This is a genomic window from Lentzea chajnantorensis (assembly GCF_054300775.1).
Window position 1 is genome coordinate 7,608,991 of the sequence record NZ_JBSDZT010000002.1, and the last position, 24,419, is coordinate 7,633,409.

The 24,419-nt window shown below is 72.5% G+C and carries 25 protein-coding genes and 2 pseudogenes; 17 read left to right on the top strand and 10 right to left on the bottom strand.

Annotated elements, in window-relative coordinates; genetic code table 11:
* Positions 1 to 15: 15 nt before the first annotated feature.
* A pseudogene (zapE, locus tag ACVDFE_RS36280) lies at positions 16 to 1,003 on the bottom strand (cell division protein ZapE).
* A gap of 67 nt (positions 1,004 to 1,070) precedes the next feature.
* Here zapE and ACVDFE_RS36285 point away from each other — a divergent pair.
* A complete protein-coding gene (locus ACVDFE_RS36285) occupies positions 1,071 to 1,754 on the top strand; it encodes a pyrimidine reductase family protein (RefSeq protein ID WP_458433627.1) in 684 nt (227 codons plus the stop codon).
* A gap of 18 nt (positions 1,755 to 1,772) precedes the next feature.
* On the top strand, positions 1,773 to 2,837 hold the full coding sequence (locus tag ACVDFE_RS36290) for an ATP-dependent DNA ligase (RefSeq protein WP_458433628.1): 1,065 nt from the start codon (positions 1,773 to 1,775) through the stop codon (positions 2,835 to 2,837).
* On the opposite strand, the gene ACVDFE_RS36295 is transcribed toward ACVDFE_RS36290, so the two are convergent.
* Complete coding sequence (locus ACVDFE_RS36295; RefSeq protein WP_360399072.1) at positions 2,834 to 3,703, bottom strand: EamA family transporter; 870 nt, start codon at positions 3,701 to 3,703, stop codon at positions 2,834 to 2,836. The genes ACVDFE_RS36290 and ACVDFE_RS36295 overlap by 4 nt on opposite strands.
* Before the next feature lie 137 nt (positions 3,704 to 3,840).
* On the opposite strand from ACVDFE_RS36295, the gene ACVDFE_RS36300 reads away from it, so the two are divergent.
* A complete protein-coding gene (locus tag ACVDFE_RS36300) occupies positions 3,841 to 5,373 on the top strand; it encodes an alpha/beta hydrolase (RefSeq protein WP_458433629.1) in 1,533 nt (510 codons plus the stop codon).
* 268 nt (positions 5,374 to 5,641) lie between these two features.
* On the opposite strand, the gene ACVDFE_RS36305 is transcribed toward ACVDFE_RS36300, so the two are convergent.
* Both ACVDFE_RS36305 and ACVDFE_RS36310 read right to left on the bottom strand, forming a co-directional pair.
* Positions 5,642 to 6,346 carry a DUF6319 family protein gene (locus ACVDFE_RS36305; RefSeq protein ID WP_458433630.1) on the bottom strand — a complete coding sequence of 235 codons (705 nt, stop codon included), beginning with the start codon at positions 6,344 to 6,346 and terminating at the stop codon, positions 5,642 to 5,644.
* A gap of 116 nt (positions 6,347 to 6,462) precedes the next feature.
* Positions 6,463 to 6,705 carry a hypothetical protein gene (locus ACVDFE_RS36310; protein ID WP_360399081.1) on the bottom strand — a complete coding sequence of 81 codons (243 nt, stop codon included), beginning with the start codon at positions 6,703 to 6,705 and terminating at the stop codon, positions 6,463 to 6,465.
* A 147-nt stretch (positions 6,706 to 6,852) separates the two neighbouring features.
* On the opposite strand from ACVDFE_RS36310, the gene ACVDFE_RS36315 reads away from it, so the two are divergent.
* Together ACVDFE_RS36315 and ACVDFE_RS36320 are read left to right on the top strand one after the other, a co-directional pair.
* The gene (locus ACVDFE_RS36315) at positions 6,853 to 7,167 is read left to right on the top strand and encodes a hypothetical protein (RefSeq protein ID WP_458433631.1); all 315 of its coding nucleotides are present in this window, start codon (positions 6,853 to 6,855) and stop codon (positions 7,165 to 7,167) included.
* Positions 7,168 to 7,270: 103 nt separating this feature from the next.
* A complete protein-coding gene (locus tag ACVDFE_RS36320) occupies positions 7,271 to 7,567 on the top strand; it encodes a hypothetical protein (protein ID WP_458433632.1) in 297 nt (98 codons plus the stop codon).
* A 138-nt stretch (positions 7,568 to 7,705) separates the two neighbouring features.
* Here the strand turns inward: ACVDFE_RS36320 and ligD are convergent, their stop codons facing one another.
* Together ligD and ACVDFE_RS36330 are read right to left on the bottom strand one after the other, a co-directional pair.
* Positions 7,706 to 8,710: a non-homologous end-joining DNA ligase gene (gene ligD / locus ACVDFE_RS36325; protein ID WP_360399087.1), complete on the bottom strand. Its 1,005-nt coding sequence runs from the start codon at positions 8,708 to 8,710 to the stop codon at positions 7,706 to 7,708.
* A 9-nt stretch (positions 8,711 to 8,719) separates the two neighbouring features.
* Positions 8,720 to 9,298 (bottom strand): TetR family transcriptional regulator, encoded by a 579-nt coding sequence (locus tag ACVDFE_RS36330; protein ID WP_458433633.1) that lies wholly within the window; start codon positions 9,296 to 9,298, stop codon positions 8,720 to 8,722.
* A gap of 64 nt (positions 9,299 to 9,362) precedes the next feature.
* Here ACVDFE_RS36330 and ACVDFE_RS36335 point away from each other — a divergent pair, with 64 nt between their 5' ends.
* The 4 genes from ACVDFE_RS36335 to ACVDFE_RS36350 are packed head-to-tail and all read left to right on the top strand — an operon-like array spanning position 9,363 to position 12,984.
* Positions 9,363 to 10,508, top strand: a complete 1,146-nt coding sequence (locus ACVDFE_RS36335) for an acyl-CoA dehydrogenase family protein (RefSeq protein ID WP_360399093.1) — start codon at positions 9,363 to 9,365, stop codon at positions 10,506 to 10,508.
* 9 nt (positions 10,509 to 10,517) lie between these two features.
* Entirely contained in the window at positions 10,518 to 11,687 is a 1,170-nt protein-coding gene (locus ACVDFE_RS36340) for an acyl-CoA dehydrogenase family protein (RefSeq protein WP_360399096.1), read from the top strand.
* Positions 11,687 to 12,412, top strand: coding sequence for a MaoC/PaaZ C-terminal domain-containing protein (locus tag ACVDFE_RS36345; protein ID WP_458433634.1), 726 nt, complete (start codon positions 11,687 to 11,689; stop codon positions 12,410 to 12,412). Before ACVDFE_RS36340 ends, ACVDFE_RS36345 begins: the two co-directional genes overlap by 1 nt.
* A gap of 11 nt (positions 12,413 to 12,423) precedes the next feature.
* Positions 12,424 to 12,984, top strand: a complete 561-nt coding sequence (locus tag ACVDFE_RS36350; protein WP_360399102.1) for a response regulator transcription factor — start codon at positions 12,424 to 12,426, stop codon at positions 12,982 to 12,984.
* Between the two features lie 3 nt (positions 12,985 to 12,987).
* Here the strand turns inward: ACVDFE_RS36350 and ACVDFE_RS36355 are convergent, their stop codons facing one another.
* The gene (locus ACVDFE_RS36355) at positions 12,988 to 15,096 is read right to left on the bottom strand and encodes a LuxR C-terminal-related transcriptional regulator (RefSeq protein WP_458433635.1); all 2,109 of its coding nucleotides are present in this window, start codon (positions 15,094 to 15,096) and stop codon (positions 12,988 to 12,990) included.
* Between the two features lie 295 nt (positions 15,097 to 15,391).
* On the opposite strand from ACVDFE_RS36355, the gene ACVDFE_RS36360 reads away from it, so the two are divergent.
* Positions 15,392 to 15,772, top strand: coding sequence for an SsgA family sporulation/cell division regulator (locus ACVDFE_RS36360; protein WP_458433636.1), 381 nt, complete (start codon positions 15,392 to 15,394; stop codon positions 15,770 to 15,772).
* Here the strand turns inward: ACVDFE_RS36360 and ACVDFE_RS36365 are convergent.
* From ACVDFE_RS36365 to ACVDFE_RS36375, 3 genes and pseudogenes are all read right to left on the bottom strand, one after another.
* A complete protein-coding gene (locus ACVDFE_RS36365; protein ID WP_458433637.1) occupies positions 15,769 to 17,763 on the bottom strand; it encodes an ATP-binding protein in 1,995 nt (664 codons plus the stop codon). The two genes, ACVDFE_RS36360 and ACVDFE_RS36365, sit on opposite strands and share 4 nt — an antisense overlap.
* A 208-nt stretch (positions 17,764 to 17,971) precedes the next feature.
* Positions 17,972 to 18,103 (bottom strand): annotated as a pseudogene (locus ACVDFE_RS36370) (helix-turn-helix domain-containing protein); the annotation flags it as partial.
* A gap of 41 nt (positions 18,104 to 18,144) precedes the next feature.
* Positions 18,145 to 18,792: a GntR family transcriptional regulator gene (locus ACVDFE_RS36375; RefSeq protein WP_360399114.1), complete on the bottom strand. Its 648-nt coding sequence runs from the start codon at positions 18,790 to 18,792 to the stop codon at positions 18,145 to 18,147.
* Between the two features lie 107 nt (positions 18,793 to 18,899).
* Here ACVDFE_RS36375 and ACVDFE_RS36380 point away from each other — a divergent pair, with 107 nt between their 5' ends.
* The 7 genes from ACVDFE_RS36380 to ACVDFE_RS36410 all read left to right on the top strand — a co-directional run bounded on the left by ACVDFE_RS36380 (position 18,900) and on the right by ACVDFE_RS36410 (position 24,369).
* Positions 18,900 to 19,853 (top strand): asparaginase, encoded by a 954-nt coding sequence (locus tag ACVDFE_RS36380; protein ID WP_458433638.1) that lies wholly within the window; start codon positions 18,900 to 18,902, stop codon positions 19,851 to 19,853.
* Between the two features lie 64 nt (positions 19,854 to 19,917).
* The gene (locus ACVDFE_RS36385) at positions 19,918 to 20,208 is read left to right on the top strand and encodes a hypothetical protein (RefSeq protein WP_360399120.1); all 291 of its coding nucleotides are present in this window, start codon (positions 19,918 to 19,920) and stop codon (positions 20,206 to 20,208) included.
* Between the two features lie 85 nt (positions 20,209 to 20,293).
* Positions 20,294 to 20,716 carry a peptide-methionine (R)-S-oxide reductase MsrB gene (gene msrB / locus ACVDFE_RS36390; RefSeq protein WP_360399123.1) on the top strand — a complete coding sequence of 141 codons (423 nt, stop codon included), beginning with the start codon at positions 20,294 to 20,296 and terminating at the stop codon, positions 20,714 to 20,716.
* Positions 20,717 to 20,981: 265 nt separating this feature from the next.
* Positions 20,982 to 21,866, top strand: a complete 885-nt coding sequence (locus ACVDFE_RS36395) for a TIGR04222 domain-containing membrane protein (RefSeq protein ID WP_458433639.1) — start codon at positions 20,982 to 20,984, stop codon at positions 21,864 to 21,866.
* A gap of 88 nt (positions 21,867 to 21,954) precedes the next feature.
* Positions 21,955 to 22,761, top strand: a complete 807-nt coding sequence (locus ACVDFE_RS36400) for a TIGR04222 domain-containing membrane protein (protein ID WP_458433640.1) — start codon at positions 21,955 to 21,957, stop codon at positions 22,759 to 22,761.
* Complete coding sequence (locus ACVDFE_RS36405; RefSeq protein WP_458433641.1) at positions 22,727 to 23,551, top strand: TIGR04222 domain-containing membrane protein; 825 nt, start codon at positions 22,727 to 22,729, stop codon at positions 23,549 to 23,551. Before ACVDFE_RS36400 ends, ACVDFE_RS36405 begins: the two co-directional genes overlap by 35 nt.
* The gene (locus tag ACVDFE_RS36410) at positions 23,551 to 24,369 is read left to right on the top strand and encodes a DUF692 domain-containing protein (protein ID WP_458434457.1); all 819 of its coding nucleotides are present in this window, start codon (positions 23,551 to 23,553) and stop codon (positions 24,367 to 24,369) included. The genes ACVDFE_RS36405 and ACVDFE_RS36410 overlap by 1 nt, the downstream gene beginning before the upstream one ends.
* Positions 24,370 to 24,419: the final 50 nt, after the last annotated feature.

Genomic DNA, 24,419 nt, shown 5'->3' on the forward strand with positions numbered 1-24,419 from the left:
CCGAACGGGCGAGTTTCACCGGCTCAGGGCCACGAGCCTGGACACCGCCCGCAGGTACTTCTTGCGGTAGCCGCCGCGCAGCATCTCCTCGGTGAAGAGGTCCGACAGCGGCTGCCCGGACACCGCCACCGGGATGTCGCGGTCGTAGAGCCGGTCCCCCAGCGCGACCAGCCGCAACGCGACGGACTGGTCGGGCGCCGCGGTGACCCCGCGCAGGTGCACGGTGCTGACGCCGTCGACGAGCCGCCCGTACTTCGACGGGTGGATGCGGGCGAGGGCCTTGAGCAGGTCGCCGAAGTCGTCGAGGGTCGAGCCGGGCATCTGCTCGGCACGCGCCTGGAGCTCGTCGTCGGTCATCGGCGGCGGTGCGTCGGGCAGGCCGCGGTGGCGGTAGTCGGGGCCGTCGACGCGCACGACGTCGAACTTCGCCGACATCGACTGGATCTCGCGCAGGAAGTCGGCGGCGGCGAACCGGCCCTCGCCGAGCTTGTCCGGCAGCGTGTTGGAGGTGGCGGCGATGTGCACGCCCTGCGCCATCAGCTCCTTGATGAGCCGGGTGACGAGCATGGTGTCGCCGGGGTCGTCGAGCTCGAACTCGTCGATGGCGAGCAGCCGGTGCCCGCTCAGCCGCTTGACCGCCTCGGGGAACGTCAGCACGCCGACGAGGTTCGTGCAGCTCGACGAACGTGCCGTACGCCTTGGGGCCGGGCACGGCGTGCCACAGCGAGGCGAGCAGGTGGGTCTTGCCGACGCCGAAGCCGCCGTCGAGGTACAGGCCGAGCTTGCCCTCGTCCTCGGACCTGCCGAACAGCGACCACTTCCTGCGGCGCGCGTTCACCCGCGCGGCGAACTCCTGACCGGCCTTGACGGCGGCGGCCTGGCTGGGCTCGTCCGGGTTGGGGATGTAGCTGTCGAAGCTGACGGTGTCGAACCTGGGCGGGGGCACCAGGCCCTCGACCAGTTCGTCGGCCCCGATCTGGGGATCCCGGTCGGACAGGCGCATGCCCCGCAGCCTATCGGCGTGATGGGATGGCCCAGTGCAGATGTTGTGGCCCTCACCGGGCGTTGAGATGACCGACACAGCGCTGGAGGACCTCTACGGCTACCCGGCGGACCGCACGTGGGTGACCGCGAACTTCGTGTCCAGCGTGGACGGTGCGGTGACGGTCGACGGGCGCTCGGCGGGGCTCGGCTCGCCCGCGGACAAGCGGATCTACCTGCTCGGGCGCGACCTCGCGGACGTCGTGCTGGTGGGCGCGGGAACGGTGCTGGCCGAGGGCTACCGGGGTGCGCGGCCCGACGTGGCGCGGCGGGAACGGCTGGGCCTCGCGCCGGCGTTGCCGATCGCGGTCGTCACGGCGCGCGGCTCGCTCACCCCCGGCTTGCCGCTGTTCACCGACACGGCGGTCCCGCCGATCGTGGTCACGACGGCGCGGGCGGAGCTGCCCGAGCTGCCCGCCGACGTGGTCGTCGCCGGTGAGGACGAGGTCGACCTCGCGGTGGCGGTGCGGGAGCTGGCGGCGCGCGGGCTGCGCAGGATCAACCTGGAGGGCGGGCCGAAGCTGTTCGGCACGATGCTCGCCGCCGGGCTGGTCGACGAGCTGAACCTGACGGTGGCGCCGGTGCTCGCGGCCGGTGACGCCGGGCGGATCGCGCACGGACCGGGCGGGGTGCCCGCGGACCTGGAGCTGCGGTCGGTGCTGCGGGCGGACGACGTGCTGTTGCTGCGGTACCGGCGGCGGGACTCCCGCTGACGGTGCAGGATGTGCCGCGTGGACCTGCCACTGACCCCTCCCCTGCAGCCGATGCTGGCCACCGCGGTGAACGGCGTCCCCGACTCGGGCGACCTGCTGTTCGAACCGAAGTGGGACGGCTTCCGCTGCGTGGTGTTCCGCTGCGGTGACGAGGTCGTCCTGCAGTCGCGCAGCGGCAAGCCGCTGAACCGCTACTTCCCCGAGGTCGTGGCGTCGATGCTGGCGGTGCTGCCCGAACGCGTGGTCGTCGACGGCGAGCTCGTCGTGGCCCGCGACGACGAGCTGGACTTCGACGCGTTGTCCGAGCGCATCCACCCGGCGGCCTCGCGGGTGGCGCTGCTGTCCGAGACGTCACCGGCGACGTTCGTGGCGTTCGACCTGCTCGCACTGGGCTCACGGGAGCTGCTGGAGTCGGCGACGGTGGACCGGCGGGCGGCGCTGCTGGAGCTGCCGGGCCTGAACGTGACGCCGGCGACGACGTCGGTGGAGACCGCTCGGCAGTGGTTCACGCTGTTCGAGGGCGCCGGTCTGGACGGGGTGATGGGCAAGCTCGCCGACGGCCCGTACACGCCCGGCAAGCGTTCGATGATCAAGGTGAAGCACGCGCGCACGGCCGACGTCGTGCTGGCGGGTCTGCGTTGGCACAAGGACACCGAGCCGGGCACGGCCGTCGGGTCGATGCTGCTCGGCGTCTACGACGACAACGACGTGCTGCACCACATCGGTGTCTGCGGCTCGTTCAAGGCGGCCGAACGCCGTGAGCTGGCGGCCGAGCTGGCGCCGTTGATCACGACCGCCGACGACCACCCGTGGGCGGCCCCGCGGCCGGGGCAGCGGATTCCGGGGGAGATCAACCGGTGGCGCGGGCAGCAGGCCGGGTACGTGGCGCTGCGGCCGGAGCGGGTCGTGGAGATCCACTACACGCAGACCGAGGGCGACGCGCCGGTGCGGTTGCGGCACAACGGTCAGTTCGCGCGCTGGCGGCCGGACCGCGAGCCGCTGTCGTGCCGGTACGACCAGCTGGAGATCCCGGCGCGCTACGACGTGGCCTCGGTGCTGAAGGGTGAGCTGCGGGCCCGTTAGGCCTCGGGACGCGCGGACCGCGTGGCCCCCACGGATGCGATGACCACGCAGCACACGGCCACCCACTGCGCCGGTTCGAGGTGCTCGCCGAGCAGGACCAGCCCGGCCACGGCGGCGACCGCGGGTTCCAGCGACATCAGGATGCCGAACACCCGCGGCGGGATGCGGCGCAGCGCCTCCAGCTCCAGCGAGTACGGCACGACCGACGACAGCAACGCCACCGCCAAGCCCGCGACCAGCACGAACGGGTCCAGCAACGCCGTGCCCGCCGACGCTGCGCCGAACGGCAACGCGATCACCGCACCGACGACCATCGCCAGCGCCAGCCCCTTGCCGTCGGAGGTCTGGCTGCCGAGCTTGGCCGCGATCAGGATGTAGCCCGCCCAGCACACCGCCGCCGCCAGCGCGAACAGCACGCCGACCAGGTCGAGGCCGCCCTGCGCGCGGGTGAGCAGCAGAACGCCGCCGCCGGCCAGCACGACCCACACCCCGTCGAGCCAGCGGCGCGACCCGGCGACCGCCACCGCGAGCGGGCCGAGGAACTCGATGGTCACCGTCGCGCCGAGCGGGATGCGGTCGAGCGCCTGGTAGAAGGTCAGGTTCATCGCGGCCAGGACACCGCCGTAGCTCGCGACGACCAGCAGCGTGCGGCGGTCCACCCGCAGCGACGGGCGCCAGATGAGCAGCAGCACCGCGGCGGCGAGCACGAGCCGCACCGCCACCGTCCCGGTCGCGCCGACGGACGTGAAGAGCTGCTTCGCGAAGGCCGCTCCGACCTGGACGCTCACGATGCCGAGCAGCACGAGCGCCGGCGGCGGGACCGCCCCCATCAGGCGTGCGACGGGCAGACCGTCCGCATGAGACATCGCTCCATCGTGCAGGAGGTCCTTTCGGCACCCGATGCGGTTTCCCACAGGCCGGGAACGGCCTGACTCACCTTGTTCACACCTGGCGCGTGCGAGGCTCCACCCGAGCCCGAGTTGGACGGAAGTGAGGAACACCTGTGCGTCGCGCTGCCCTGGTCCTGCTGGCAGTGAGCGTGCTGACGGCGTGCAGCGCCGGGCCGTCGCTGCGGCCGGTGATCGCGGTCAGGGGCGAGGGCGACCAGCCCGCCGACCAGAGCGCGCTCGCGGGACCGCAGCCCGTTCCGCCGCTGGAGGACTACCGGTCGGACTCGCTCGCGTGGTCGCCGTGCGGCGAGCAGATGCGCGACCGGATCGGCACGAACGTGCCCGAGGGCGACCAGAAGTACGAGTGCGCACGGATGAGCGTGGTGCTCGACCCGCCGGGACGTCCCGGCCGCGGTTCGCTCAGCGTCTCGCTGACCCGCGTCGGCTCCGGCAAGAGCGCGCTGGTCGTGGTCGGCGACCCCGCCGGGGAGTCCGGCACGGTGAAGGCCGCGCGGCTCGCGGCGGCGCTGCCGGAGGACCTGCTCACCACCTACACGATCATCGGCGTGGACCGGCGCGGCACCGGCCGGTCCGAGGGCATGGCCTGCGTGCCGTCCGGGACGCGTGCGGCGCTCGTCGAGTACGACCCGGCCGAGCCCGAGCAGTCCCAGCTGGTGGTCGCGGCCGGTGAGGCGGCGCAGGAGTGCGTGCTCGACCTGGAGGGCAGGCTGACCGCGTTCGACTCGTGGCGCGCGGCCGCCGACCTCGAACGGCTCCGCGACCACCTCGGCACCGACCGGCTGAACCTGCTCGGCATCGGGGAGGGCTCGCGGGTCGTCACGACCTACGCCCAGCGCTACCCGAACCGCATCGGCCGCACCGTGCTCGACGGCGCCCCCGACCCGACGCTCGACCAGGCCGGTGTCCTCGAGTCCCGCGCGGCGGCCGCCGAGGCGACGTTCGAGGCCTTCGCCCGCGACTGCCTGGCCCGCGGCTGCGCGCTCACCAAGCCGCGCGACGACGTGAACGGCCTGCTCACCCAGCTGCGCACCACCCGCATCCGCGGCGAGTACGTGGACCTGACGGCCGGGTCCGCGCTGAACGCGATCCTGTCCGGCCTGGGCGACCGCTCCCGCTGGCCCGCGCTCGCCGACGCGATCGTGAAGGCCCGCGCGGGCGACGGCACCGCGCTGTTCACGTTCCTCAACCCGCTGGTCGGCGACCTCGACGAGAACCCGCCGCGCTTCGACGCCGGCCTCGTGATCGGCTGCAACGACACCACCACCCGCATCCCACCGGACCGGGTGAAGGCGCTGGCGACGGACTGGCAGGGCAAGCACCCGCTGTTCGGCACGCTGTTCGCCCGGCAGCTGCTGCACTGCAGCCCGTTCCCGGTGCCGTCGCTCGCGAAGGTGGACCCGCTGAAGAGCGCGCCGCCGATCGTGCTGCTCAGCACCGCCGACGACCCGGCCACGCCCGCCTCGGGCACCGAGCACGCGGCGCAGCGGCTGCCGGGGTCGGTGCTGATCGGCTGGCAGGGCAGCGGGCACGGGGCGCTCGGGGTGTCGGGCTGTGCGACCACCGCGGTGCGCGACTACCTGGTCGAGGCGAAGGTGCCGACGAACGGCACGGTCTGCCCGCCCTGATCTTCCAGGACATCAGCAGGGGGAGCCTTCCGCGGTTCGGGAAGGCTCCCCCTGCTCGGTTCTGGTGTCAGCAGCTCGAACAGCAGCCGCAGCCGGGCCCCGTGCACCCGGAACAGCATCCACACGTACCCATCAGGGCCTCCCGTTTTCACGCCGGACCAGCGGGACCTCCGCGCGTTCCACGGTCCGCCCCGCCACCGGCTCTGGGAAGCCCCCTCACCCGAACGCGGCCACACCACCACCGGTGCGGTCGCAGCCGGTGACCGCGTTACGCGCCCAGGTCCTCCAGCGCCTTCTGCGCTGCCTCCAGTTCGGCGCGCAGCTGCTCCACGCGGGCGAGCTGCTGGGCACGCGCCGCGTTCAGCACGCCCTCGACGATCTCGGCGACCTCGGGCGTGAGCAGCTTCGCGGCCTGCGCGACGGAGGCCGGCGAGACCGCCGTCGGCCGCACGGACTTGCGCGCGCCCTGCATGACCTCGACGGTCCACTCGCCCTCACCGGCGCTCACCAGGGTGATGGTGACCTCCGGCGCCGCCTTCGCACCACCCTGCTTGCGGGCGGGCTTCGGCGGCGGGGGCGCCTCGACTGCGGGAGCGGGTTTCGGCTTGGGGGCCGCGGGCTTCACCGGCACCTCCGGGACGTAGGGGTACTCGACCACAGTCTCCCGCGGCGGCTCGGGCTGCGCGGCGGGTGGTGCGGCGGGCTTCTTGCGGGGCGGTGGTTTCTCCAGCGTCAGCTCGGACGGGCCGAACGACATCTCGTCCTTCGACCCCGTCGGCCGCACCTGGATGAAGTCGCCCTCCTCCGGGTCGGTGAAGGCGAGCACCTTCGCCGACCTCCCCGCCTCCATGCCCACCGCGGCCGCCGTGAACCACACCAGCGGCTGAGTGCCCCCGTCGAGCTGTGAGCGCAGGTCGCCGACGTCCTCCGCCGACAGCCCGCTCTTCTTCGCCATCGCGCTGCCTCCCGCCATTCGAACACCTGTGCCCCAGCATGCCCTACACCCCTGACAATTCTGAGCACCGGGTCGACGGCAAGATCAAGTCACGGGAACCGTGCGGTGAAAGCGCTCTCAGGCGAACGGGCCGGTCACGCCTCTTCTGCGCGCAACCGGTACTCGCACCCGTACTCGACCACGTAGGCGAGGTCGTAGACGTGCACGATCTTGGGGCCGCCGTGCAGGTGCACGTACGTGACCGTCTGCTTCGGCTCCTCCGGCACGGAGGGCAGCGAGTCCACGCGCCCGTCGAGGGGACCGCCGACGTATCGGACGACGTAGGGCTGGGCCATGGCGACCTCCTCTCGTTCCGCCCAGTCTACGAGGTCACCCACCGGATCCAGAGCGGGTACAGCCGGTTGGCCCACCTGCCGGACGACCGGACGGCCAGCGCGTCACCCCTGCTCGCGCGCCCGCGACGGCTGCCTGGGCAGGACTACCGTCCGGGAGGTCAGGCACCCCACTGGAACACGAGGCCCGCCATGGCCGATGGCCCCACCGACCAGCTCCGCAGCCCCGTCCTCATCGAACTGTGCCTGCTGCTGCGCGACTTCCTCGACGACCTCGACCTGACCGACCTGAACGACGACGACCTTTACCGGCACATCGCCTTCGCGGTATCCCTTCAGCATTCCGGCCGTGACTTCACCGCGCGGCCCGCTCCGGAAGCTCGACCAGGTCGCAGCCGCCGTGCTGCGGCGGCTGGCAACCGGGCCCCTGGGCGATCCCTCACTGCGGTCGCCCCAGGCGCGGTACGCGACGGACGCGACACCGCACAAGGTTCAGGTAGCCGATGAACCCGCAGGTGACGACAAACCGGTCGGAGCACTGTGGACCTCGTCCCTCCTGCCGGGCGGCACCAGCATGTGGCAATGGGGAGAGTGGTCGGAGTTCGGTCAGATGAGACCGCTGTCCACCGTCACCTTCGACCCGGCGGGCGTCCGGTTGTTCACCATCGGCTCGCCCTCCGACTACGGGCGGCTGGTGACCCGCTACCCGCACTCGTCAGCGGGACGCGCTCGGGTCTGCTGGAGTCGCGCCGCCGAAGACCTCGATGCCGTGCACCTGACCGTGACCGGCCTCCTCACAGCGCACCACGTCCCGGTCAGGACGCCGCACGGCACCGCCGTCCTCACCGGCTGGGACGCCGAATCCACCGCCTGGCTGCACCTGCCGCCCGGCTTCCAGCAGCACTGAACCCAAGGCGCAGGAACGAGTTTCCCAGCTCTGAGCAGGTCGCCAGCTGTTGTGCCTTCGACGCCCCAAGGCCCCGCCCCTGGCTGTGCCGGCGTCTGCAAGGAGGGGGAGGGGCGAACAAGACCTCTGGCCAGGTGCTCAGTTCTTCTTCCGAGAAGGCTGCACCCGCAGCGGCTCGCCCGGCATCTTCGGGTAGTCCGGCGGGTACGGCATCTCCCCGCGCGGGTCTGCCGCGTACCACTCCAGCAGCGTCTCGATCCCGAACGCCTCCGAGTCCAGCCCCGCGTGCGGGTCCCCGCGCTCGGCCAGGTAGGAGGGCACGGTCAGCACGTCGAAGTCGTCCGGGTCCACAGTGGACAGCTCGTCCCACGTCACCGGCGTCGACACGGTGGCACGCGGGGTGCCGCGCACCGACCAGGCCGACGCGATCGTGCGGTCGCGGGCGGCCTGGTTGAAGTCGATGAACACCCGCTCGCCGCGTTCTTCCTTCCACCACGCCGAAGTCGCCAGGGACGGCGCGCGCTTCTCCACCTCGCGGGCCAGCGCGATCACCGCGTGCCGGACGTCGACGAAGTCCCACTCTGGCCGGATGCGCACCGCCACGTGGATGCCACGACCGCCGGACGTCTTCGGGTGACCGGTGAGGCCCGCGTCGGCCAGCACCTCGCGCAGCACGCCGGCGACCCGTGCGGCGTCGCGGAAGCCGGTGCCGGGCTGCGGGTCCAGGTCGATGCGCAGCTCGTCGGGCAGGTCGACCAGCGGGCGGCGGACGGGCCACGGGTGGAAGTCGAACGTGCCGAGGTTCGCCGCCCACACGACCACGGCCTCCGAGGTCGGGCAGATCTCGTCGGCGGGGCGGCCGGACGGGAACCTCACCGTCACCGTCTCGACGTAGTCGGGGGCGCCCTTGGGCACGCGCTTCTGGTAGAACGCCTCGCCCTCCACGCCGTCGACGTAGCGCTTCAGGACGACCGGGCGATCGCGCAGGACGGACAGCAGCACGGGCGCGACCGTGCGGTAGTACTCCACCACCTGGAGCTTCGTGATGCCTCGCGCCGGGAAGTACGGCTTGTCCGGGTTGGACACCCGCACCAGCCGGTCACCGACCTCGAGCTCGATCGCCTTCGACTTCGCAGCAGCCACGCCGAAACACTAGAGGCCCCGCACGAACGCCGCGAGCGCCAGCTCGAAGCTGTCGCGGTCCAGCTCGCGGGCCACACCGGGCAGCAGGTGGGCGCGGTCGAGGTGCGGGTAGCGGCCGGAGTAGGCGGCGGGGTCGGAGGAGAAGCCGCTGGAGAACGAGCTGAGCGCGGAGCCGAACACGATGTACATGACGCCCGCGGCGATCATCGTGGCCTCGCGGCGGGACCAGCCGGCGTCGACCAAGGCGCCGTGCATCACGTCCAGGCGCTTGAGCGACTCCTCGCGACCGGCGGGGCCGTAGGCCAGGAACGGCACGATGTTCGGATGTGACGCCAGCGCCTCGCGGTAAGAGCGCGCGCACTGGACGAGTCCGGCGCGCCAGTCGCCCGAGGCGAAGCCGGACACGTCGATCGTGGCGAGGATCGCCGCGGCCACGTCGTTGAGCAGGGCGTCCTTGGTCTTCACGTGCCCGTAGAGCGACGCGGCCTGCACGCCGAGCTCCGCGGCCAGCCTGCGCATCGACAGGCCGTCGAGGCCGTCGCGGTCGATGATGGCCAGTGCCGCCGACCGGATCCGGTCGGGGCTCAACAGAGGGGTGCTCGGCCGCGGCATGTGAGTTAACCTAACACTGTTCGGTTTATCGGGAGGGCCTGTGGACTTGACGCTTTCTGACGAACACCGGCAGCTCAGGGAGCTGGCCCGGCGGTTCACGGACGAGCGCATCGTCCCGCACGCGACCCGGTGGGACCGCGAGGAGGCCATCGACCGCGCGCTCGTGCCGCAGCTCGGCGAGGTCGGCTTCCTCGGGCTGGGGATCGACGAGGCCCACGGCGGTTCCGGCGGTGACAACCTCGCGTACTGCCTGGTGCTGGAGGAGGTCGCCCGTGGCGACAGCGCGGTGCGCGGGATCATCTCCGTGTCGCTCGGGCTGGTCGCGAAGTCGATCGCGCGGCACGGCACCGAGGAGCAGAAGCAGCGCTGGCTGCCCGGTCTGACCAGCGGCGAGCTGGTCGGCTGCTTCGCGCTCACCGAACCCGGCACCGGCAGCGACGCGGGCAGCCTCGCCACCAGGGCCACCAGGTCCGGTGACGGCTGGGTGCTCGACGGCAGCAAGGTCTTCATCACCAACGGCACGTGGGCCGACGTCGCCCTGGTGTTCGCCCGCACCGGCGGACCGGGGCCGAAGGGCGTCAGCGCGTTCCTCGTCCCCACCGCGACCGAGGGGTTCACCGCCACCGAGGTCAAGGGCAAGCTCGGCATGCGCGGCCAAGCCACCGCCGAGATCACCCTGCAGGGGGTGCACGTCGGCGCGGACGCCCTGCTCAGCGAGGAGGGCTTCAAGCTCGCGATGGGCGCGCTCGACAAGGGCCGCATGTCCGTCGCGGCGGGCTGCGTCGGTGCCGCCCAGGGTGCGCTCGACGCCGCTCTCCGCTACGCCGGGGAACGCGAGCAGTTCGGCAAGCCCATCGCGGGCTTCCAGCTCGTGCAGGAGCTGCTCGCCGACATGGCCGTGGAGACCGAGGCCGCCCGGCTGCTCACCTGGCGGGCCGCCGACCTCGCCGACCGGGGCCTGCCCCTGAGCACGGCGGCGTCCATGGCCAAGCTCTACGCCAGCGAGGCCGCGGTCAAGGTCGCGAACAACGCGATCCAGGTGTTCGGCGGCTACGGCTACATCGACGAGTACCCGGTGGGCAAGTTCCTGCGCGACGCCCGCGTCACCACCCTCTACGAGGGCACCAGCCAGATCCAGAAACTGCTCATCGGCCGGGCGCTGACCGGCATCAACGCGTTCGTCTAAGGGAGAGAAATGGACTTCACGCTCGACGCCGAGCAGAAGGAGATCCGCGACTGGGTGCGGACCTTCGTGCGCAAGGAGATCGTCCCGCTGGAGCCGGAGGTGCTGCGCCGGGAGCGCGCCGGGCAGCCCGGCCTGCCCAAGGACGAGCTGAAGGCGTTGCAGGACAAGGCGAAGGCGGCGGGCTTCTTCGGCGTGCTGACGCCGCAGGAGTACGGCGGCATGGGCCTGGGCGCGCTGATGACCGCGCTCGTCGAGGCCGAGCTGGGCCGTAGCTTCGTGCCGTTCCGCTTCGGCGGCTACGCGGACAACATCCTGTTCCACGGCAACGAGGAGCAGAAGCAGCGCTACCTGCTGCCGACGATCTCCGGCGAGCGCGTCTCGTGCTTCGCGATCACCGAGCCCGGTGCCGGCAGCGACGCCAAGGCCATCCGCACCTCCGCCGTCCGCGACGGCGACGAGTGGGTCATCAACGGTGAGAAGACCTTCATCACGCAGGGCAACGAGGCCGACTTCGTGATGGTGTTCGCCGTGACGGACAGGGAGAAGGGCGCCGACGGCGGCGTCACCTGCTTCCTCGTCGACCGCGACATGGGCTGGAAGTCAGAGCCCATCCCGACCATGGGCCAGTGGGGCCCGGCCGCGCTGGTGTTCGACAACGTGCGCGTGCCGCACGAGAACATCCTCGGCGAGGAGGGCAAGGGCTTCCACCTCGCCATGCAGTGGATCGGCCAGGGCCGCTACCTGCTGCCCGCCCGCGCGCTGGGCAGCGTCGAGCGGCTGGTCGAGATGGCGGTGGAGCAGGCGAAGAACCGCGTCACGTTCGGCCAGCCGATCGCCGAGTACCAGGCCATCCAGTGGATGATCGCGGACTCCGCGGTCGAGATCGAGGCGCTGCGCTGGCTCGTGCTGCACGCGGCGTGGCTCGTGGACCAGAAGCAGGACTCGCGGCAGGCGCAGTCCATCGCGAAGCTCTACGGCGGCATCAAGGCCAACGAGATCGTCGACCGCGTGCTGCAGATCCACGGCGGCATGGGCTACACCCGCGAGCTGCCGATCGAGCGCTGGTACCGCGAGCTGCGGCTGCTGCGCATCTACGAGGGCACCGACGAGATCCAGCGCCGCACGATCGCCCGCAACCTGCTCAAGGGTCACGCGAACGTCCGCGGCACCCTCGGGTAATGCTCGACCACGGCATCCTCGGTGTCGTCGAACGACAGGTCCGCACCTGGTCGTCCGGCGACGCCGAGGTGTACGCGGCCGCGGTCGGCGGGTTCTCCCCCGCGTTCGCCATCCCGTTGCTGCAGCACGGCGGCCCGCAGCTCGGCCTGACCGGCGCCGACATGACACGCGTGCTGCACGCCGAGCAGTCGCTGTGGCTGCACGGGCCGTTGCCGCGCGAGGGTTCGGCGGTCGTCACGAAGACCGTCACGGACATCCTCGACAAGGGCTCCGGCGCGCTCGTGGTGAGCACCTGGGAGTCGGAGTACGCGTCCACCCGCTCGTCGTGCTTCGTCAAGGGTGAGGGCGGCTTCGGCGGTGCGCGGGGCACGACCCGCGAGTTCGCGGTGCCGGCCGCCGAACCGGAGGTGACCGTCGTCCGCACCACCGCCGACCAGGCGCTGCGCTACCGCGAGACCGGTGACGTCAACCCGATGCACCACGACCGGGAGTTCGCGCGGGCGGCCGGGTTCGACCGTCCTGTTCTGCACGGCCTGTGCACGCTCGGGATCACCGTGCGCGGCAGGGAGTTCACCGAGCTGCACGCGCGGTTCACCGCCCCGGTGCTGCCCGGTGACGAGCTGCGGGTCGAGCACTGGCCCACTGGCGAGTTCCGCACGTCGGTGGCCGGGCGGCAGGTGCTGATCGGTTCGGTTTTCCGAAGTGGACGCACACCGGACCGGTGAACCATCGGGGCATGAGTTCCGCCCTCGCCCTCGTGGACGCCGGGATCGAACCGGTCCGCGTCGCCGTCGACTCCCGTGACCTGATCAGCGCCGCAGGGGTGGCGCACCTGCTGAAGAGCTCCCCTCGGGTGCGGGTGGTGTCCGACCGCGCCGACGCGCACGTGCTGCTGGCCGTGGTGAACGAGCTGTGCGCGCAACAGGCCGCACGGCTCAAGGCCATCGCGGCACCCCGTGTCGTCGTCATCGCCGCACGGCTGCACGACCTCACGCCGTCGATCGCCGCGCAGGCCGGGCTCCCGGTGCCGGTGCGCCGCGCCGACGTCACCACCGAACGGCTGGAGAAGCTGCTGCTCGGCGGGCAGCCCGTCACCGGGGCCGGGTCGGTGCTGAGCGACCGCGACGTGCAGCTGCTGCGGCTGCTCGCCGAGGGCGCCACCGTCGCGGAGGTCGCGCAGCGGCTGTTCTGCTCGGAGCGGACCGTGAAGTACGCGCTGCACCAGGTGCTGGAGCGGTTCGGGCTGCGCAACCGGGTGCACGCGGTGGCGTGGGCGATCCGCTCCGGCCTGCTGTGAGGCTCAGTCGCCGAACACCGCGGAGAGCTGCACCCGCCGGCTGATGCCGGTCTTGCGGTAGACGCGGGTGAGGTGCAGCTCGACCGCCCGTTGCGTGACGCCGAACCGGGTGGCGATGGCCCGGTTCGTCTCGCCGGCGAGCGCCAGCCGGACGATGCGCGACTCGTGCGGCGTCAACCGGCCCCACGCCGCCCCGATCCGCCGGACCGGTTCCCGCGCGGTGGCCCTCGCGCCGAGCCGTGCCTTCGCCGCTGCCGCGACCAGCCGCCACGGCGCGATCGCCGGGTTGTCCGCGCGCCACAGCGCGAGCCGCTCTCCGCACTCGGTCGCGTCGGCCAGCGCCGCCCGCGGTGAGCCCAGCTCCAGGTGCATGCGGCCGCGGTGGTGCAGCAGCGTCGTGCACACCCACGCCGGCGGCAGCGTGCCCGCGTAACCCAGGCGCCCCAGCAGTTCCGCCGCCTCGTCCGGCACGCCACCGTCCACAGCGGACGCCGCGAACGCCGCCGCTCCCAGCGCCGCGCAGCCCCGCGCGGGTGAGGTCCGCGCCGTCAGCTCCCGCACCAGCCGGGACACCGCGGTGTGGTCGCCGTTCGCCCGGTGCGCCCACGCCTCCAGCGCCACCAGCCAGTCGTCCTCGGCACCGACCAGCCGCGCCCGCAGCCGCGGTACGAGCTCCAGCAGCACGGCCGCGTAGTCGGACGTGCTGTGCAGCAACGCGAGTCCGGCGAACACCAGGTCCGGCACCGCGTCGCCGGCACCGTCCGCGACCGCGCCCAGCACCTGCTCGGCGAGCTCGGCGCCGTCCCCGCGCAGGCTGAGCCAGAACGCCCGCAACGCCGGCCCGCCGCTCCGGTCGGCCGCACCGGCGTGCGCCGCGCTGACGGCGCTCGCGACCGGTCCGAGCTCCAGCCCGAGCAGCTCCTCGTCGCACTGCCAGTCGAGCACCACGGCACCGAGCCGGTCCCCGCCCGCGAGCCGGCCGAGCTCACCGGCGCGGGGCGCGACGCCGCAGCGCAGGTGCAGCTCCGCCAGGCCGTCCGCCACCTCGGCCGCGACCCGGTCGTCCATCGGCTCGCGCACCGCCGCGCGCAGGCACCGCGCCGCGTCCCCGGCCCGTCCCGCCGCCCGGTGCAGCCGGGCTGCCGCCGACAGCACCGGTGCCACCCACGGCTGCGCGACGGGTTCCGCGCACGCCACGACGTGCCCGGCCACAGCGGTCGCGGTGTCACGGCGCCGGTGCAGGACGCGGGCCGCGGTGCGGTGCAGTCGTTCGCGGTCCTGTGGCGCCATCTCGTGCCGGACCGCGTGCCCCAGGGCGGGCGAGCAGACCCGCATCGGCCCGTCGGCGGCGACCCGCGCGTCCACCAGCCGTTCGAACGCCGCCAGGGCCTCCAGCGACGGCGTCCCGGCCACCTCGCACAGCACGTCCAGCGACGTCTCCCCGAGCACGGCGAGCGCGCGGCCGACGGCCACCGCCCCGGCGTCGAGGGAGTCCCAGCGTCGCCGCACGGCGCGCAGCAACCGCGGCAGCCGCAGCGACGGCAGCGTGTCGCGCAGGCACGCTGCCGTGAGACCTCCCTCAGCCACCAGGTCCAGCGCGTCGCTCAGCACGCCGGCCGCACCGCCGCTGAAACGCAGGAACAGCCGGGTCACCTCCGGCGGCACCTCGGCACCTGCCCGGCGGCGCACCAGCTCGGCCACCGCCTCGGCACCGACCGGCCGCACCGCCACCCGTTCCGCGTCCGGCAGCAGGACCGGCACCGCGTCCGGGTCGAGGTCGCCGGCCACCAGCACCGGTCCGCGGAACCGCGCGAGCCGCTGGAGCTGCTCCGCGGGCAGCTGGTCGGCGTCGTCGACCACCAGCACAGCGCGCCGGTCGGCACCGGGCCACGCCCGCACCGGTGTCAGTCCGCTGCGCACCGCGATCGACGACGCGACGGCCAGCAGCGCGCTCTTGCCCGTGCCGACGGCACCGTGCACCACGCACGACCGCCCGGCACCGAGCGCCTCGGCCAGCGCGGCGACCTCCCGTTCGCGGCCGACGAGCCGGCCGGCCACTTGACCCGGCACCGCACCGGCCGGTCGCGGGCGGCGGGCAGAAGGGGCACTCATGTCACCCGTCCTTTCTGGGACGGATTCCAGGAAATCGCCTCGTCAGCGGAAGGACCATGCAGAACGACCGGCAGAAGTCCCGCCGCCGCGCACCGGCTGGGACGAGGGCCACAGCGCCGCCGTCGCACGTCGGAAAACCGCTCGGACCGTTCGATCAGGCAAATCTCATCAGATTGGCGCCGCGCGCTCGTTTCAGGGCCGGTGGAAACAGGAAACCGGTCCACGTACCTGTGAACCATTTCGGTGCCGGCCACGTGAACCCGGGTGAACCACCGGCGAACATTCGGGAGCTCCCATGCGGGTCGCGTCACGCACCGTCTTCGACTTCGTCCGTGCCGACGGCACGACCGCACCCGTGGACACCGAGCTGGTCTACACCGGCGAGGACCCGTTCGCCGTCTCGATGCACTTCCACGCGGGCGACGCGGTGGCGACCTGGATCATGGGCCGCGACCTGCTGCGGGACGGCCTGTCGCGGCCGTCGGGCAAGGGTGACGTGCGGGTGCGCCCGAGTGGCAGAGCGGTGGTGCTGGAGCTCGTCTCCTCCCGGCACACCACGGTGCTGCGGGTGCCCCTGGCGACCCTGCGCGAGTTCCTCGACGCCGCCTACTGCCTGGTCCCGGCGGGCTCGGAGCGGTTCGACGCGGACGCGTTCCTCAGCACGGTCCTCCGCTAAGCCGTCAGCGCGATGCCGAGCGCTTCCGCCACGTCGTGCTGGAGCTTCGTCATGCCAGGCGACTCGTAGCCCTCGCTCTCGGCCAACGCGCGCACGCGGTGCCGTGTGGCAGCGTCGTGGTCTCCCATCCGATCGCACGTCTGCGCGAGCTCGATCAGCACGGACACCCTGGCCTCCGGGTCACCCATGCCCTCGGCCGCGCGGGCGAACTGTTCACGCGCCTCCCCGCACCGGCCGGCGGCGCCGAGCGCACGGCCCCGGCTGTGCCGCACCATCGCGCGCAGACCGCCGAACTCGCCGATCAACGCGTCCGCCTCGGCCACGACCGTCAGCGCCCGCTCCGGGTCCCCCGCGGCGGTGAGGCTGTCGGCGAGCCGCAGCAGCAGCTGCGCCGTGTTCTCCTTCGCCACACCGCGCTGGGTGCCGCGCACGGCCCGTTCCTCCGCGATGGCCGCGAGGTGGGTTTCCACGGCGTCGGCGACGCGCCCGGTGCGTTGCAGCACCACGCCGGTGAACGACAGCGCGAACACCACCGCCATCGGCAGCCCGGCCCGGCGGAACAGCTCGGCGGCGCGCCGGCCGTGCGTGACCGCCGTCGCCTGGTCGCCCCTGCGGGTCTCGATGCCCGCGCGGTAGTAGTGCGCCCACGCCGTCTCCAGCACCGAACCGCACTCCTGCGCCACCAGCAGCGCCGCCTCGTGGGCCTCCAGGGCAGCGGGCAGGCGGACAGCACGGGCGAAGTACACCCACGACACGAAGTTGAGCTGTTTCGCTTCGTCTTCCTTGCGGCCGAGTGCGCGCGCTGCGTCGACACCGGCCGTGTAGACCTCCAGCCACAGATCGCTCTGGCCGCGGTGGTCGGAGTACCAGTGCATCGCGTTCGCCAGTGCCAGCACGGCTTTGTGGTCACCCGCGCGCACGGCCTCCCTCAGCGCACCACGCCAGTTCGCCACCTCCGCGAGCAACCAGCGGTCCGCGCACTCCAGGTCCGCCGCGCCCTGCTCGTCCGGGTGGAACAACGCCGCCGTGGCCGTCGCGGTGGTCATCAGCCAGTTCCGCGTCCGCAGGCGGTGCTCGTCGATGCCGGGTTCTTCGCCGTGCAGGCGTTCGCGCGCGTAGTCCCGGATCAGGTCGTGGAACGTGTACCGGCCGGGGAGGTCACCGGGACGCACGAGACTCGCGTCGACCAGCTCCTCCAGCAGCGCCTCCGCGTCGTCGGGCGGGACCCCGGCGGCGACGGCGGCGAGCTCGACCGACGTGTCGTGGCCGGGCACCAGCGCGAGCCTGCGGAACACCGCGGCGGTCCCCGGTGCGAGCAGCCGGTAGGACAGCTCGAACGCGGTCCGCACCTGGACGTCGCCGGTGGCGAGCACGTCGAGGCGCGCACGTTCGTCGGAGAGCTGCTCGGCGAGCCGGCGCAGCGACCGCGGCCCGGTGAGCCGGTGGCCCGCGATCGCGAGCGCCAGCGGGATGCCGCCGCACAGCCCCGCGACCGCACCCGCGGCCTCCCGGTCGGCCGCCACGCGGTCACCGGCCACCGCCGCGAGCAGCGCGACGGCGTCGTCGCGGCCGAGCGGACCGAGCTCGACGCGGTGCCGGGCGACGAGGCCCGCCAGGACGTTGCGGCTGGTCACGAGCACGAGCGAGCCGGGTGCGGCGGTGAGCAGCGGGCGGACCTGGGCTTCGTCGGCGGCGTTGTCGAGCACCAGCAGCACCGCGCGGTCGCGCATCATCGAGCGGTGGAGCCGGTCGCGGTCGGCCGGGTCGGACGGCATCCGGGCGTCGGGCACGCCGAACGCGGTGAGCAGCCGGGTGACCGCCCGGTCGGCCGGCAGCGGTTCGGCGTCCACGCCGCGCAGGTCCAGGTACAGGCAGCCGTCGGCGAACGACCCGGCGAACCGGTGCGCGGCGTCCACGGCGAGCGCGGTCTTGCCCACGCCGGGCGGCCCGTGCACGACGACGACGTCGAGCACCTGCGCCGTACCGGCCACCCGCACGCGGTCCGCGAGCTCGCGCCGCGCCGCCTCGCGGCCGGTGAGCCTCCGTGGCGGGCGGCGGTGCGCAGGCGGTCCGGTCAGCGTGGTCGGGCCGCGGCTGCCCCGCCTCGCCCAAGCGGGCCAGCGTGCCGAACTCCCCCGCCTCGCCCAGGTCCAGCCCCAGGCCGGTGACGAGCAGGTCGACGGTCGTCGCCTGTGGTGTGTGGACGCGACCGCGTTCGAGGTCGCTCAACGCGCGCACGCTCAGCCCTGTGCGAGACGCGAGCTGTTCCTGCGTGAGTCCGGCCCTGCGGCGGTAGAACCGCAGGAACTCACCGAACGTCGTCCCGCGCATTCCCCCGCCTTCGCACACCCACCTCGTCCGACGGCGATTATTCAGGCCTTGAGGCTCGTCAGCATCTGCGCGCACACTCGGGACAGATGGCGGCGCATCACACCCGAAGCGCGCGCCGCGTCACCTTCCTCGACCGCGCGCACGAGCTCGTCATGGTCGTCCAGCGACGCGTGCTGGTGCGGCGGGTCGTCCTCCAGCGCGCTGCGCAGCAGCACCACCCGTTGCTGCACCAGCCACACCTGCTCGGCGATCCGCGGGCTGCGCGCGGCCTCCAGCAACGCCCGGTGGAACGCGAGGTCCAGCCGGTACGGGAACGGTTGCCCCGCCGTGTAGTCGCGCCGCGACTCGGCGCACACCTCGTGCAGCCGCACCAGGTCGACGTCGGTGCGCCGGGACGCCGCCAGCTCCGCCGCCGCGCACTCCAGCGCCGTGCGCAGCTCGAACAACGCCCGCACCTCGTCCTCGTCGGCCGCCGGCACGAACGCGCCCCGGTGCGGCACGAGCGTCAGCAGCCCCTCCGAGGCCAGGTGCCGGATCGCCTCGCGCAGCGGGCCGCGGCTGATGCCGAGCTGGTGGGCCACCTCGACCTCGTTCACCCGCGACCCGGCGGGGATGACCCCGGTCAGCACCTGCTCGCGCAGGACGTCGACCGCCTGGCCGGCCAGGCTCAGGTGCAGCGGAGGTGTCACGTTCGTCTCCTGATCTGGACGGCACCGACCGTCCGGGGGTTACATTAGGTGCGTAGTCAACTGTCGACAGTTGGCAGTTCTGTTCTTCGGTCGTGAGGGAGGGCGTCATGGGGCACGAGGTGGTCGCGGAGGTCTGGCGGGGCGACTTCCTGGAGTCGGTGCACCACGGCACCGTCGTGGCGACGGACGCGACCGGCACCCCGGTGCTCTCGGTCGGCCGGCCCGGCGACGTGGCGTTCCCCCGGTCGTCCAACAAGCCGCTGCAGGCGCTCGCGATGCTGCGCAGCGGCCTCGACCTCGACGGCGAGCTGCTCGCACTGGCCTGCGCCTCGCACTCCGGCGAGGACTTCCACGTCGAGGGCGCCCTGCGCATCCTCGCCGGTGCCGGGCTCACCGAGGACGCCCTGCGGTGCACGCCCGACCTCCCCCTGGGCGAGGCGGCCCGCGCCCGGCACCTCGCCCGCGGCCTGGACGCGGCCCCGAAGTACATGAACTGCTCCGGCAAGCACGCCGCGATGCTCGCGACCTGCGTCGTCAACGGCTGGTCGACCGAGGACTACCTCGACCCGGCGCACCCGCTGCAGGTGGCCACCCGCGCCACCATCGAGGACGTCGCGGGCGAGCCGGTCGCCCAGGTGGGCGTCGACGGCTGCGGCGCACCGATCTTCGCGATCAGCCTGACCGCTCTCGCCAGGGCGTTCGGGCTGCTCGCCGGTGCCGAGGAGGGCACGCTGGAGCACCGGGTCGCCGCCGCCATGAACGCCTTCCCGCAGTGGGTCGGCGGCACCGGCCGCGACGTCACCGAGCTGATGGACGCGCTGCCCGGCGTGATCGCCAAGGACGGCGCCGAGGGCGTCTACGCGGTGGGCCTGCCGAGCGGTGAGGGCATCGCGCTGAAGATCGCGGACGGCTCGTCGCGCGCCCGCGCGGTGGTCGTCGTCGCCGTGCTCAAGCGCCTCGGCGTCGACGTCGGGAAGGCCGCCGGACTCGCGACCGTGCCGGTGCTCGGCCACGGCAGGGCGGTCGGCGCGGTCCGGCCCTCGCTCGCCGTCGCCAGCTGAACGGCCGCGCGGATCACCGCTTCGCACCGGTGGAACTCGGCCCTCAGCCACTAAGCTGGTGGTCATGGGCGATTCGAAGGACGAGCGCGAGCAGATCCAGGAGGAGCTGATCGGCCTCGACCCGCAGGACCCGGAGACGAAGGCGTTCGCCGCGCACCTCGACCGGATGAAGCGCGAACGCCCCGGCTACACCGTCGAGGGCTACCTGGACGGGGTGCAGGACTTCGCCGACTCCGCGAACCGCACGACCGGCCACCAGCGCCTGGTGGCCGTGTTCGTCGTGGGGCTGATCCTGCTCGGCGTGGTGCTCACGATCTGGTTCGCGCTGAGCGACATCATCGCCATCATCTTCTGAACCAGTCCTTAACGGGGTCTTACGCCTGCGCCCCTCGATGCCCCCGCCGGGAAGCCCAGCGACCGCCGCGGCGTTATAAAGGGTCATGGAACCTGTTGTCGGCACCACTCCCAAGATCGTGCGCTCCGAAGAGGAATGGCGCACCCAGCTCAACCCCGCCGAGTTCGCGGTGCTGCGGCAGGCCGGCACCGAACGGCCCTGGAGCGGCGAGTACGTCGAGACCAAGACCGAGGGCGTCTACGAGTGCCGTGCGTGCGGCGCGGAGCTGTTCCGCAGCGACACCAAGTTCGACTCGCACTGCGGCTGGCCGTCGTTCTTCTCACCGCTGGCGGGCGACTCGGTCATCCTGCGCGAGGACCGGACGCTCGGCATGAAGCGCGTGGAAGTGCTCTGCGCCACGTGCCACAGCCACCTCGGGCACGTTTTCGAAGGTGAGGGGTACCCCACACCGACGGACCAGCGCTACTGCATCAACTCCGTCTCCTTGAAACTCGTTCCGTCCGAATAGGAGACTGGACCGGGTCCGGCGGAACGGCCGGACAGAACCTGGGAGGCGCGATGATCTTCACCGAGTTCGGCACCGACGGCGAGGGCTCCAGCGGGGTCGACGGCGGCTCCTCCAGCTGAGCCGCATTCCCCGCCCACGGGCAGAAACCGCGACCGGGAGCGGGCAACCCTAAGGCTTCGTCAACAAGCCTTGTGAGCCTGTGGCGCGGACCACACCATGAACGTCACCCAAGCAGGGTCTTGGGGGCAGTCAGGGGGTGGGTCGCATGAGGCCTTGGGGATTGTCCGGACCGGAGTTCCTCCAGCTCTACTGGATCGGGCTGGCACTGGCCGTGCTGGTCGCGATCGTGTTCCGGGTGCGCGCACGGGCCGGTGGGAGCCAGCCCGTGCGCCTGCTCGACGTGGACGAGATCGCCTACCTGGTGGGCGGTCCGCGGCGCGTGGTCGAGACGGCCATCGCCCGCCTGCTCACCGCGGGTGAGCTCAGGGTCTCCCGCCGTGGCGCCGTTCAAGCCACCAGCTCCGCGCAGTCGCGCAACCCCGTGGACCGCGCCGTGCTCGCCGACAGCCGGCGCTACCAGAACCGCACGGTCTCCCTGCTGGTCCTGACGATGACCGGCGACCCCGCCGTCACCTCGATCGGCCGCCGCCTCGAGGACATGGGTCTCCTCATCCGCCCGGAGGCCGCGAAAAGCGCGCGGCGCAACGGATCGGTGTTGTTCTGGTTGCTGTTCGCGGTCGGCGTGGTGCGCTGGGTCAACGGCATCGCGATCGACGCACCCGTCGGCTGGCTGTCCCTGCAGCTCGTCCTCACCCTCCTGCTGCTCTTCCTCGTCACGCGGCGCGGCAAGCTCGTGCGCACGACCAAGGGGGATCGCGCTTTCGACGACGCCCGCACCGCAAGGGGTGGGGAGACCCGCCCGGACCACGAGACCTTCGTGGGCGCGGCCGCGCTGGTCGCCCTCGGGGGCCTCGCCGTCTACCCGGACCTCGCGGTGCGCAGCTCGTTGCTCGCCGCACCGGCCGGGACGTCGGCGGGCTACACCGGTGGCAGTTCGTGTTCGTCGAGCTCCTCCTCGTGTTCGGGCGGGAGCAGCTGCGGCGGTGGCGGTGGCGGGGGCGGCTGCGGCGGAGGCGGCGGCGGCTGCTGAGCCCACGGTGCCGTTCGGGTAACGAGAGGAACCGAGCAGCGGATTCCACGTCGAAGGTGCGACGGCACCAGTGGAACGGGGAGTGCTGATGGCCAAGTCTTCGACCAGGACCGACTGGTCCGCAGAGGAGATCGGGTACCTGGCAGGGGGACCGGACAGGGCGGCGCAGGCCGCACTGGCCCGGCTGATGGACGGCGGTCTGGTGCGGGTCTCCCGCGAGGGGCTCGTGACCGCCGTCCACCAGAACGGCTACGGCGCCACGACCCGGATCGAGGCCAAGGTCCTGGCCGGGGTCCAGGGTGCCGGTCAGCCGATGCGCTCGGTCGTGGCGTGGGCCGCCCGCAGCCCGGAGATGGCCTCGCTGCAGCAGAGCCTGGTCGACCGGGGCCTGCGGCGGCGCAAGGTCAGCGGGTCCACCGGCCTCCAGGTGGTCTGCATCCTGATGACCGTCCTGTTCTTCGGCATCGGGTTCGCCGAGCACGTGTTCTGGGTGTTCGCCGCGCTGACGGCGTTCCTGGCGTTCCTGGTCCGCAGGAGGGGCCCGCTGACGCCCCTGGGCAGCACCGTGCTGAAGTACGCACGGCACAACATGCTCAGCCGGCCGCACACCGTGGCGACCCGCGGTCTCACGCCGGGCAAGCGCAGCAGGCGGTCCACTTCGGACAACGGTGGCTGGCACTACACCGCCGGGTCCGGCTACGTCTACACCTGCGGCGCGGCGTCGAACTGCGCCGGGAGCGGCTGCGGTTCCGGCAGCGGCTGTTCGAGCAGCGGCTGCGGCGGTTCCAGCAGCAGCTGCGGCAGCTCCAGCAGCAGTTGCAGCAGTTCCAGCAGTAGTTGCAGCAGTTCGAGCAGCAGCTGTGGCAGTTCGAGCAGCTGCGGCTCCAGCAGCTGAGGGGGAAGACCGGATGACCACGACGACGCCCCAGGGCACCCGGCTGTCCGCGGAGGAGATCGGGTACCTGACGGCGGGACCCGGCCGGGCCGCGGAGACCGCGCTGGCCCGGCTGGTCGACACCGGCGCGGTCCGGGTGTCGCGCGACGGGCTCGTGACGGCCGTGCGCCAGGACGGCCAGGCCGCGACCACGTCGCTGGAACGGCAGGTCCTCGACCAGCTGAGCACCGCCGTGCGGTTCGAGCTGGTCGTGGAGTCCGCCGCGTTCAGCCCGGAGGCGCAGGCGCTGCACCGGTACCTGGTGGCGCGGCGGCTGATGCAGCCGTCACGCCGGCGCAGTGACGCCTGGTGGACCTACCTCGTGCTCGTCGCCGCCCTGCTCCTGCTCGGGGTCGTGTCCTCGCCGATGTTCCTCATCGGTGTGCCGGTCGCCGTTCTGCTGGTCGTCTGGGCCCGTGGCCGCGAGCCGCTCACCAAGGCGGGCCGGCAGGCCCTCCTGCACGCCACCGCGCACGACCGGGTGCACGCGGTGGCGGTGCACGGGTTCTGCGGGAAGGTCGACGGGCGCCCGGTCGCCGGGCTCTTCGGCCTGTCGCAGAGCGTGGTGCGGATGTTGCCGCGCAAGGGCCACCTGAAGAAGTCCACTCCGGACCGCGGCGGGTCGTCGTGCGGCAGCTGTGGTGCCGGGTGTGGTAGCAGTGGATGCGCTTCGAGCGGCAGCGGCTGTTCGTCGAGTGGTGGCAGCAGCTGCGGCGGTGGTGGCTGCGGCGGTGGCGGAGGAGGCGACTGATGGCGGTCATCAAGGACCTGGGCGTCGGCATCGGCTGGCGGTCGGAGATCGACCTGACCGTGGAACGGCTGCCCGGCGTGGACTTCGTGGAGGTCGTCGCCGAGAACCTGCACACCGGCCACCTGCCGGAGTCGGTGACGATCCTGCTGGAGCGCGGCATCCCGGTGCTCCCCCACGCCGTGTCGCTGTCGCTGGGCGGCGCGGAGGAGGTCGACCTCCAGCGCGTCGAGCACCTCGCGTCGGTCGCGGAGGCCGTCGGTGCTCCGCTGGTGAGCGACCACGTGTGCTTCGTGCGCGCGGGCGGGCTCGACTCGGGACACCTGATGCCGGTACCCCGGACCAGGGACGCGCTCGACGTGCTCGTCGCGAACGTCAAGCGCGCCCAGGAGCACCTGCCGGTGCCGCTCGCGCTGGAGAACGTCGCCGCACTGCTGGAGTGGCCGGACGGCGAGCTGACCGAGGGCCAGTTCCTGGCCGAGCTCGTCGAGCGCACCGACTGCTGGTTGCTCGTCGACGTCGCGAACCTCTACGCCAACGCCCGCAACATCGGCACGGACCCGCAGCGGTTCCTCGACGAGATCCCGCTGGAGCGCCTGGCGTACGTGCACGTGGCCGGCGGCGAGCAGCACGGCGACATCTACCACGACACGCACGCCCACGCGGTGCTGCCCGAGGTGCTCGACGTGCTCGACGAGCTGTGCTCGCGCGTCGCGCCTCCCGGTGTTCTGCTCGAACGCGACGACAACTACCCGTCGGACGCCGAAATCTCGTCCGAGCTGACCGCTATCCGCACGGTGGTGGACAAACACCGTGACTGAGAAACACGACCACATTGACGCTTCGGCTGCACGCAAAAGGCTTGCCGCGC

Bases quoted from the DNA above. Each gene is read 5' to 3' on its own strand.
- ACVDFE_RS36315 (WP_458433631.1), top strand. From the start codon at position 6,853: ATGGCCGATGGCCCCACCGACCAGCTCCGCAGCCCCGTCCTCATCGAA.
- ACVDFE_RS36380 (WP_458433638.1), top strand. From the start codon at position 18,900: ATGGGGCACGAGGTGGTCGCGGAGGTCTGGCGGGGCGACTTCCTGGAG.
- ACVDFE_RS36410 (WP_458434457.1), top strand. From the start codon at position 23,551: ATGGCGGTCATCAAGGACCTGGGCGTCGGCATCGGCTGGCGGTCGGAG.
- ACVDFE_RS36305 (WP_458433630.1), bottom strand. From the start codon at position 6,346: ATGGCGGGAGGCAGCGCGATGGCGAAGAAGAGCGGGCTGTCGGCGGAG.
- ACVDFE_RS36355 (WP_458433635.1), bottom strand. From the start codon at position 15,096: ATGAGTGCCCCTTCTGCCCGCCGCCCGCGACCGGCCGGTGCGGTGCCG.
- ACVDFE_RS36360 (WP_458433636.1), top strand. From the start codon at position 15,392: ATGCGGGTCGCGTCACGCACCGTCTTCGACTTCGTCCGTGCCGACGGC.
- ACVDFE_RS36395 (WP_458433639.1), top strand. From the start codon at position 20,982: ATGAGGCCTTGGGGATTGTCCGGACCGGAGTTCCTCCAGCTCTACTGG.
- ACVDFE_RS36345 (WP_458433634.1), top strand. From the start codon at position 11,687: ATGCTCGACCACGGCATCCTCGGTGTCGTCGAACGACAGGTCCGCACC.
- ACVDFE_RS36285 (WP_458433627.1), top strand. From the start codon at position 1,071: ATGACCGACACAGCGCTGGAGGACCTCTACGGCTACCCGGCGGACCGC.
- ACVDFE_RS36340 (WP_360399096.1), top strand. From the start codon at position 10,518: ATGGACTTCACGCTCGACGCCGAGCAGAAGGAGATCCGCGACTGGGTG.
- ACVDFE_RS36350 (WP_360399102.1), top strand. From the start codon at position 12,424: ATGAGTTCCGCCCTCGCCCTCGTGGACGCCGGGATCGAACCGGTCCGC.
- ACVDFE_RS36385 (WP_360399120.1), top strand. From the start codon at position 19,918: ATGGGCGATTCGAAGGACGAGCGCGAGCAGATCCAGGAGGAGCTGATC.
- msrB (WP_360399123.1), top strand. From the start codon at position 20,294: ATGGAACCTGTTGTCGGCACCACTCCCAAGATCGTGCGCTCCGAAGAG.
- ACVDFE_RS36295 (WP_360399072.1), bottom strand. From the start codon at position 3,703: ATGTCTCATGCGGACGGTCTGCCCGTCGCACGCCTGATGGGGGCGGTC.
- ACVDFE_RS36320 (WP_458433632.1), top strand. From the start codon at position 7,271: ATGAGACCGCTGTCCACCGTCACCTTCGACCCGGCGGGCGTCCGGTTG.
- ACVDFE_RS36400 (WP_458433640.1), top strand. From the start codon at position 21,955: ATGGCCAAGTCTTCGACCAGGACCGACTGGTCCGCAGAGGAGATCGGG.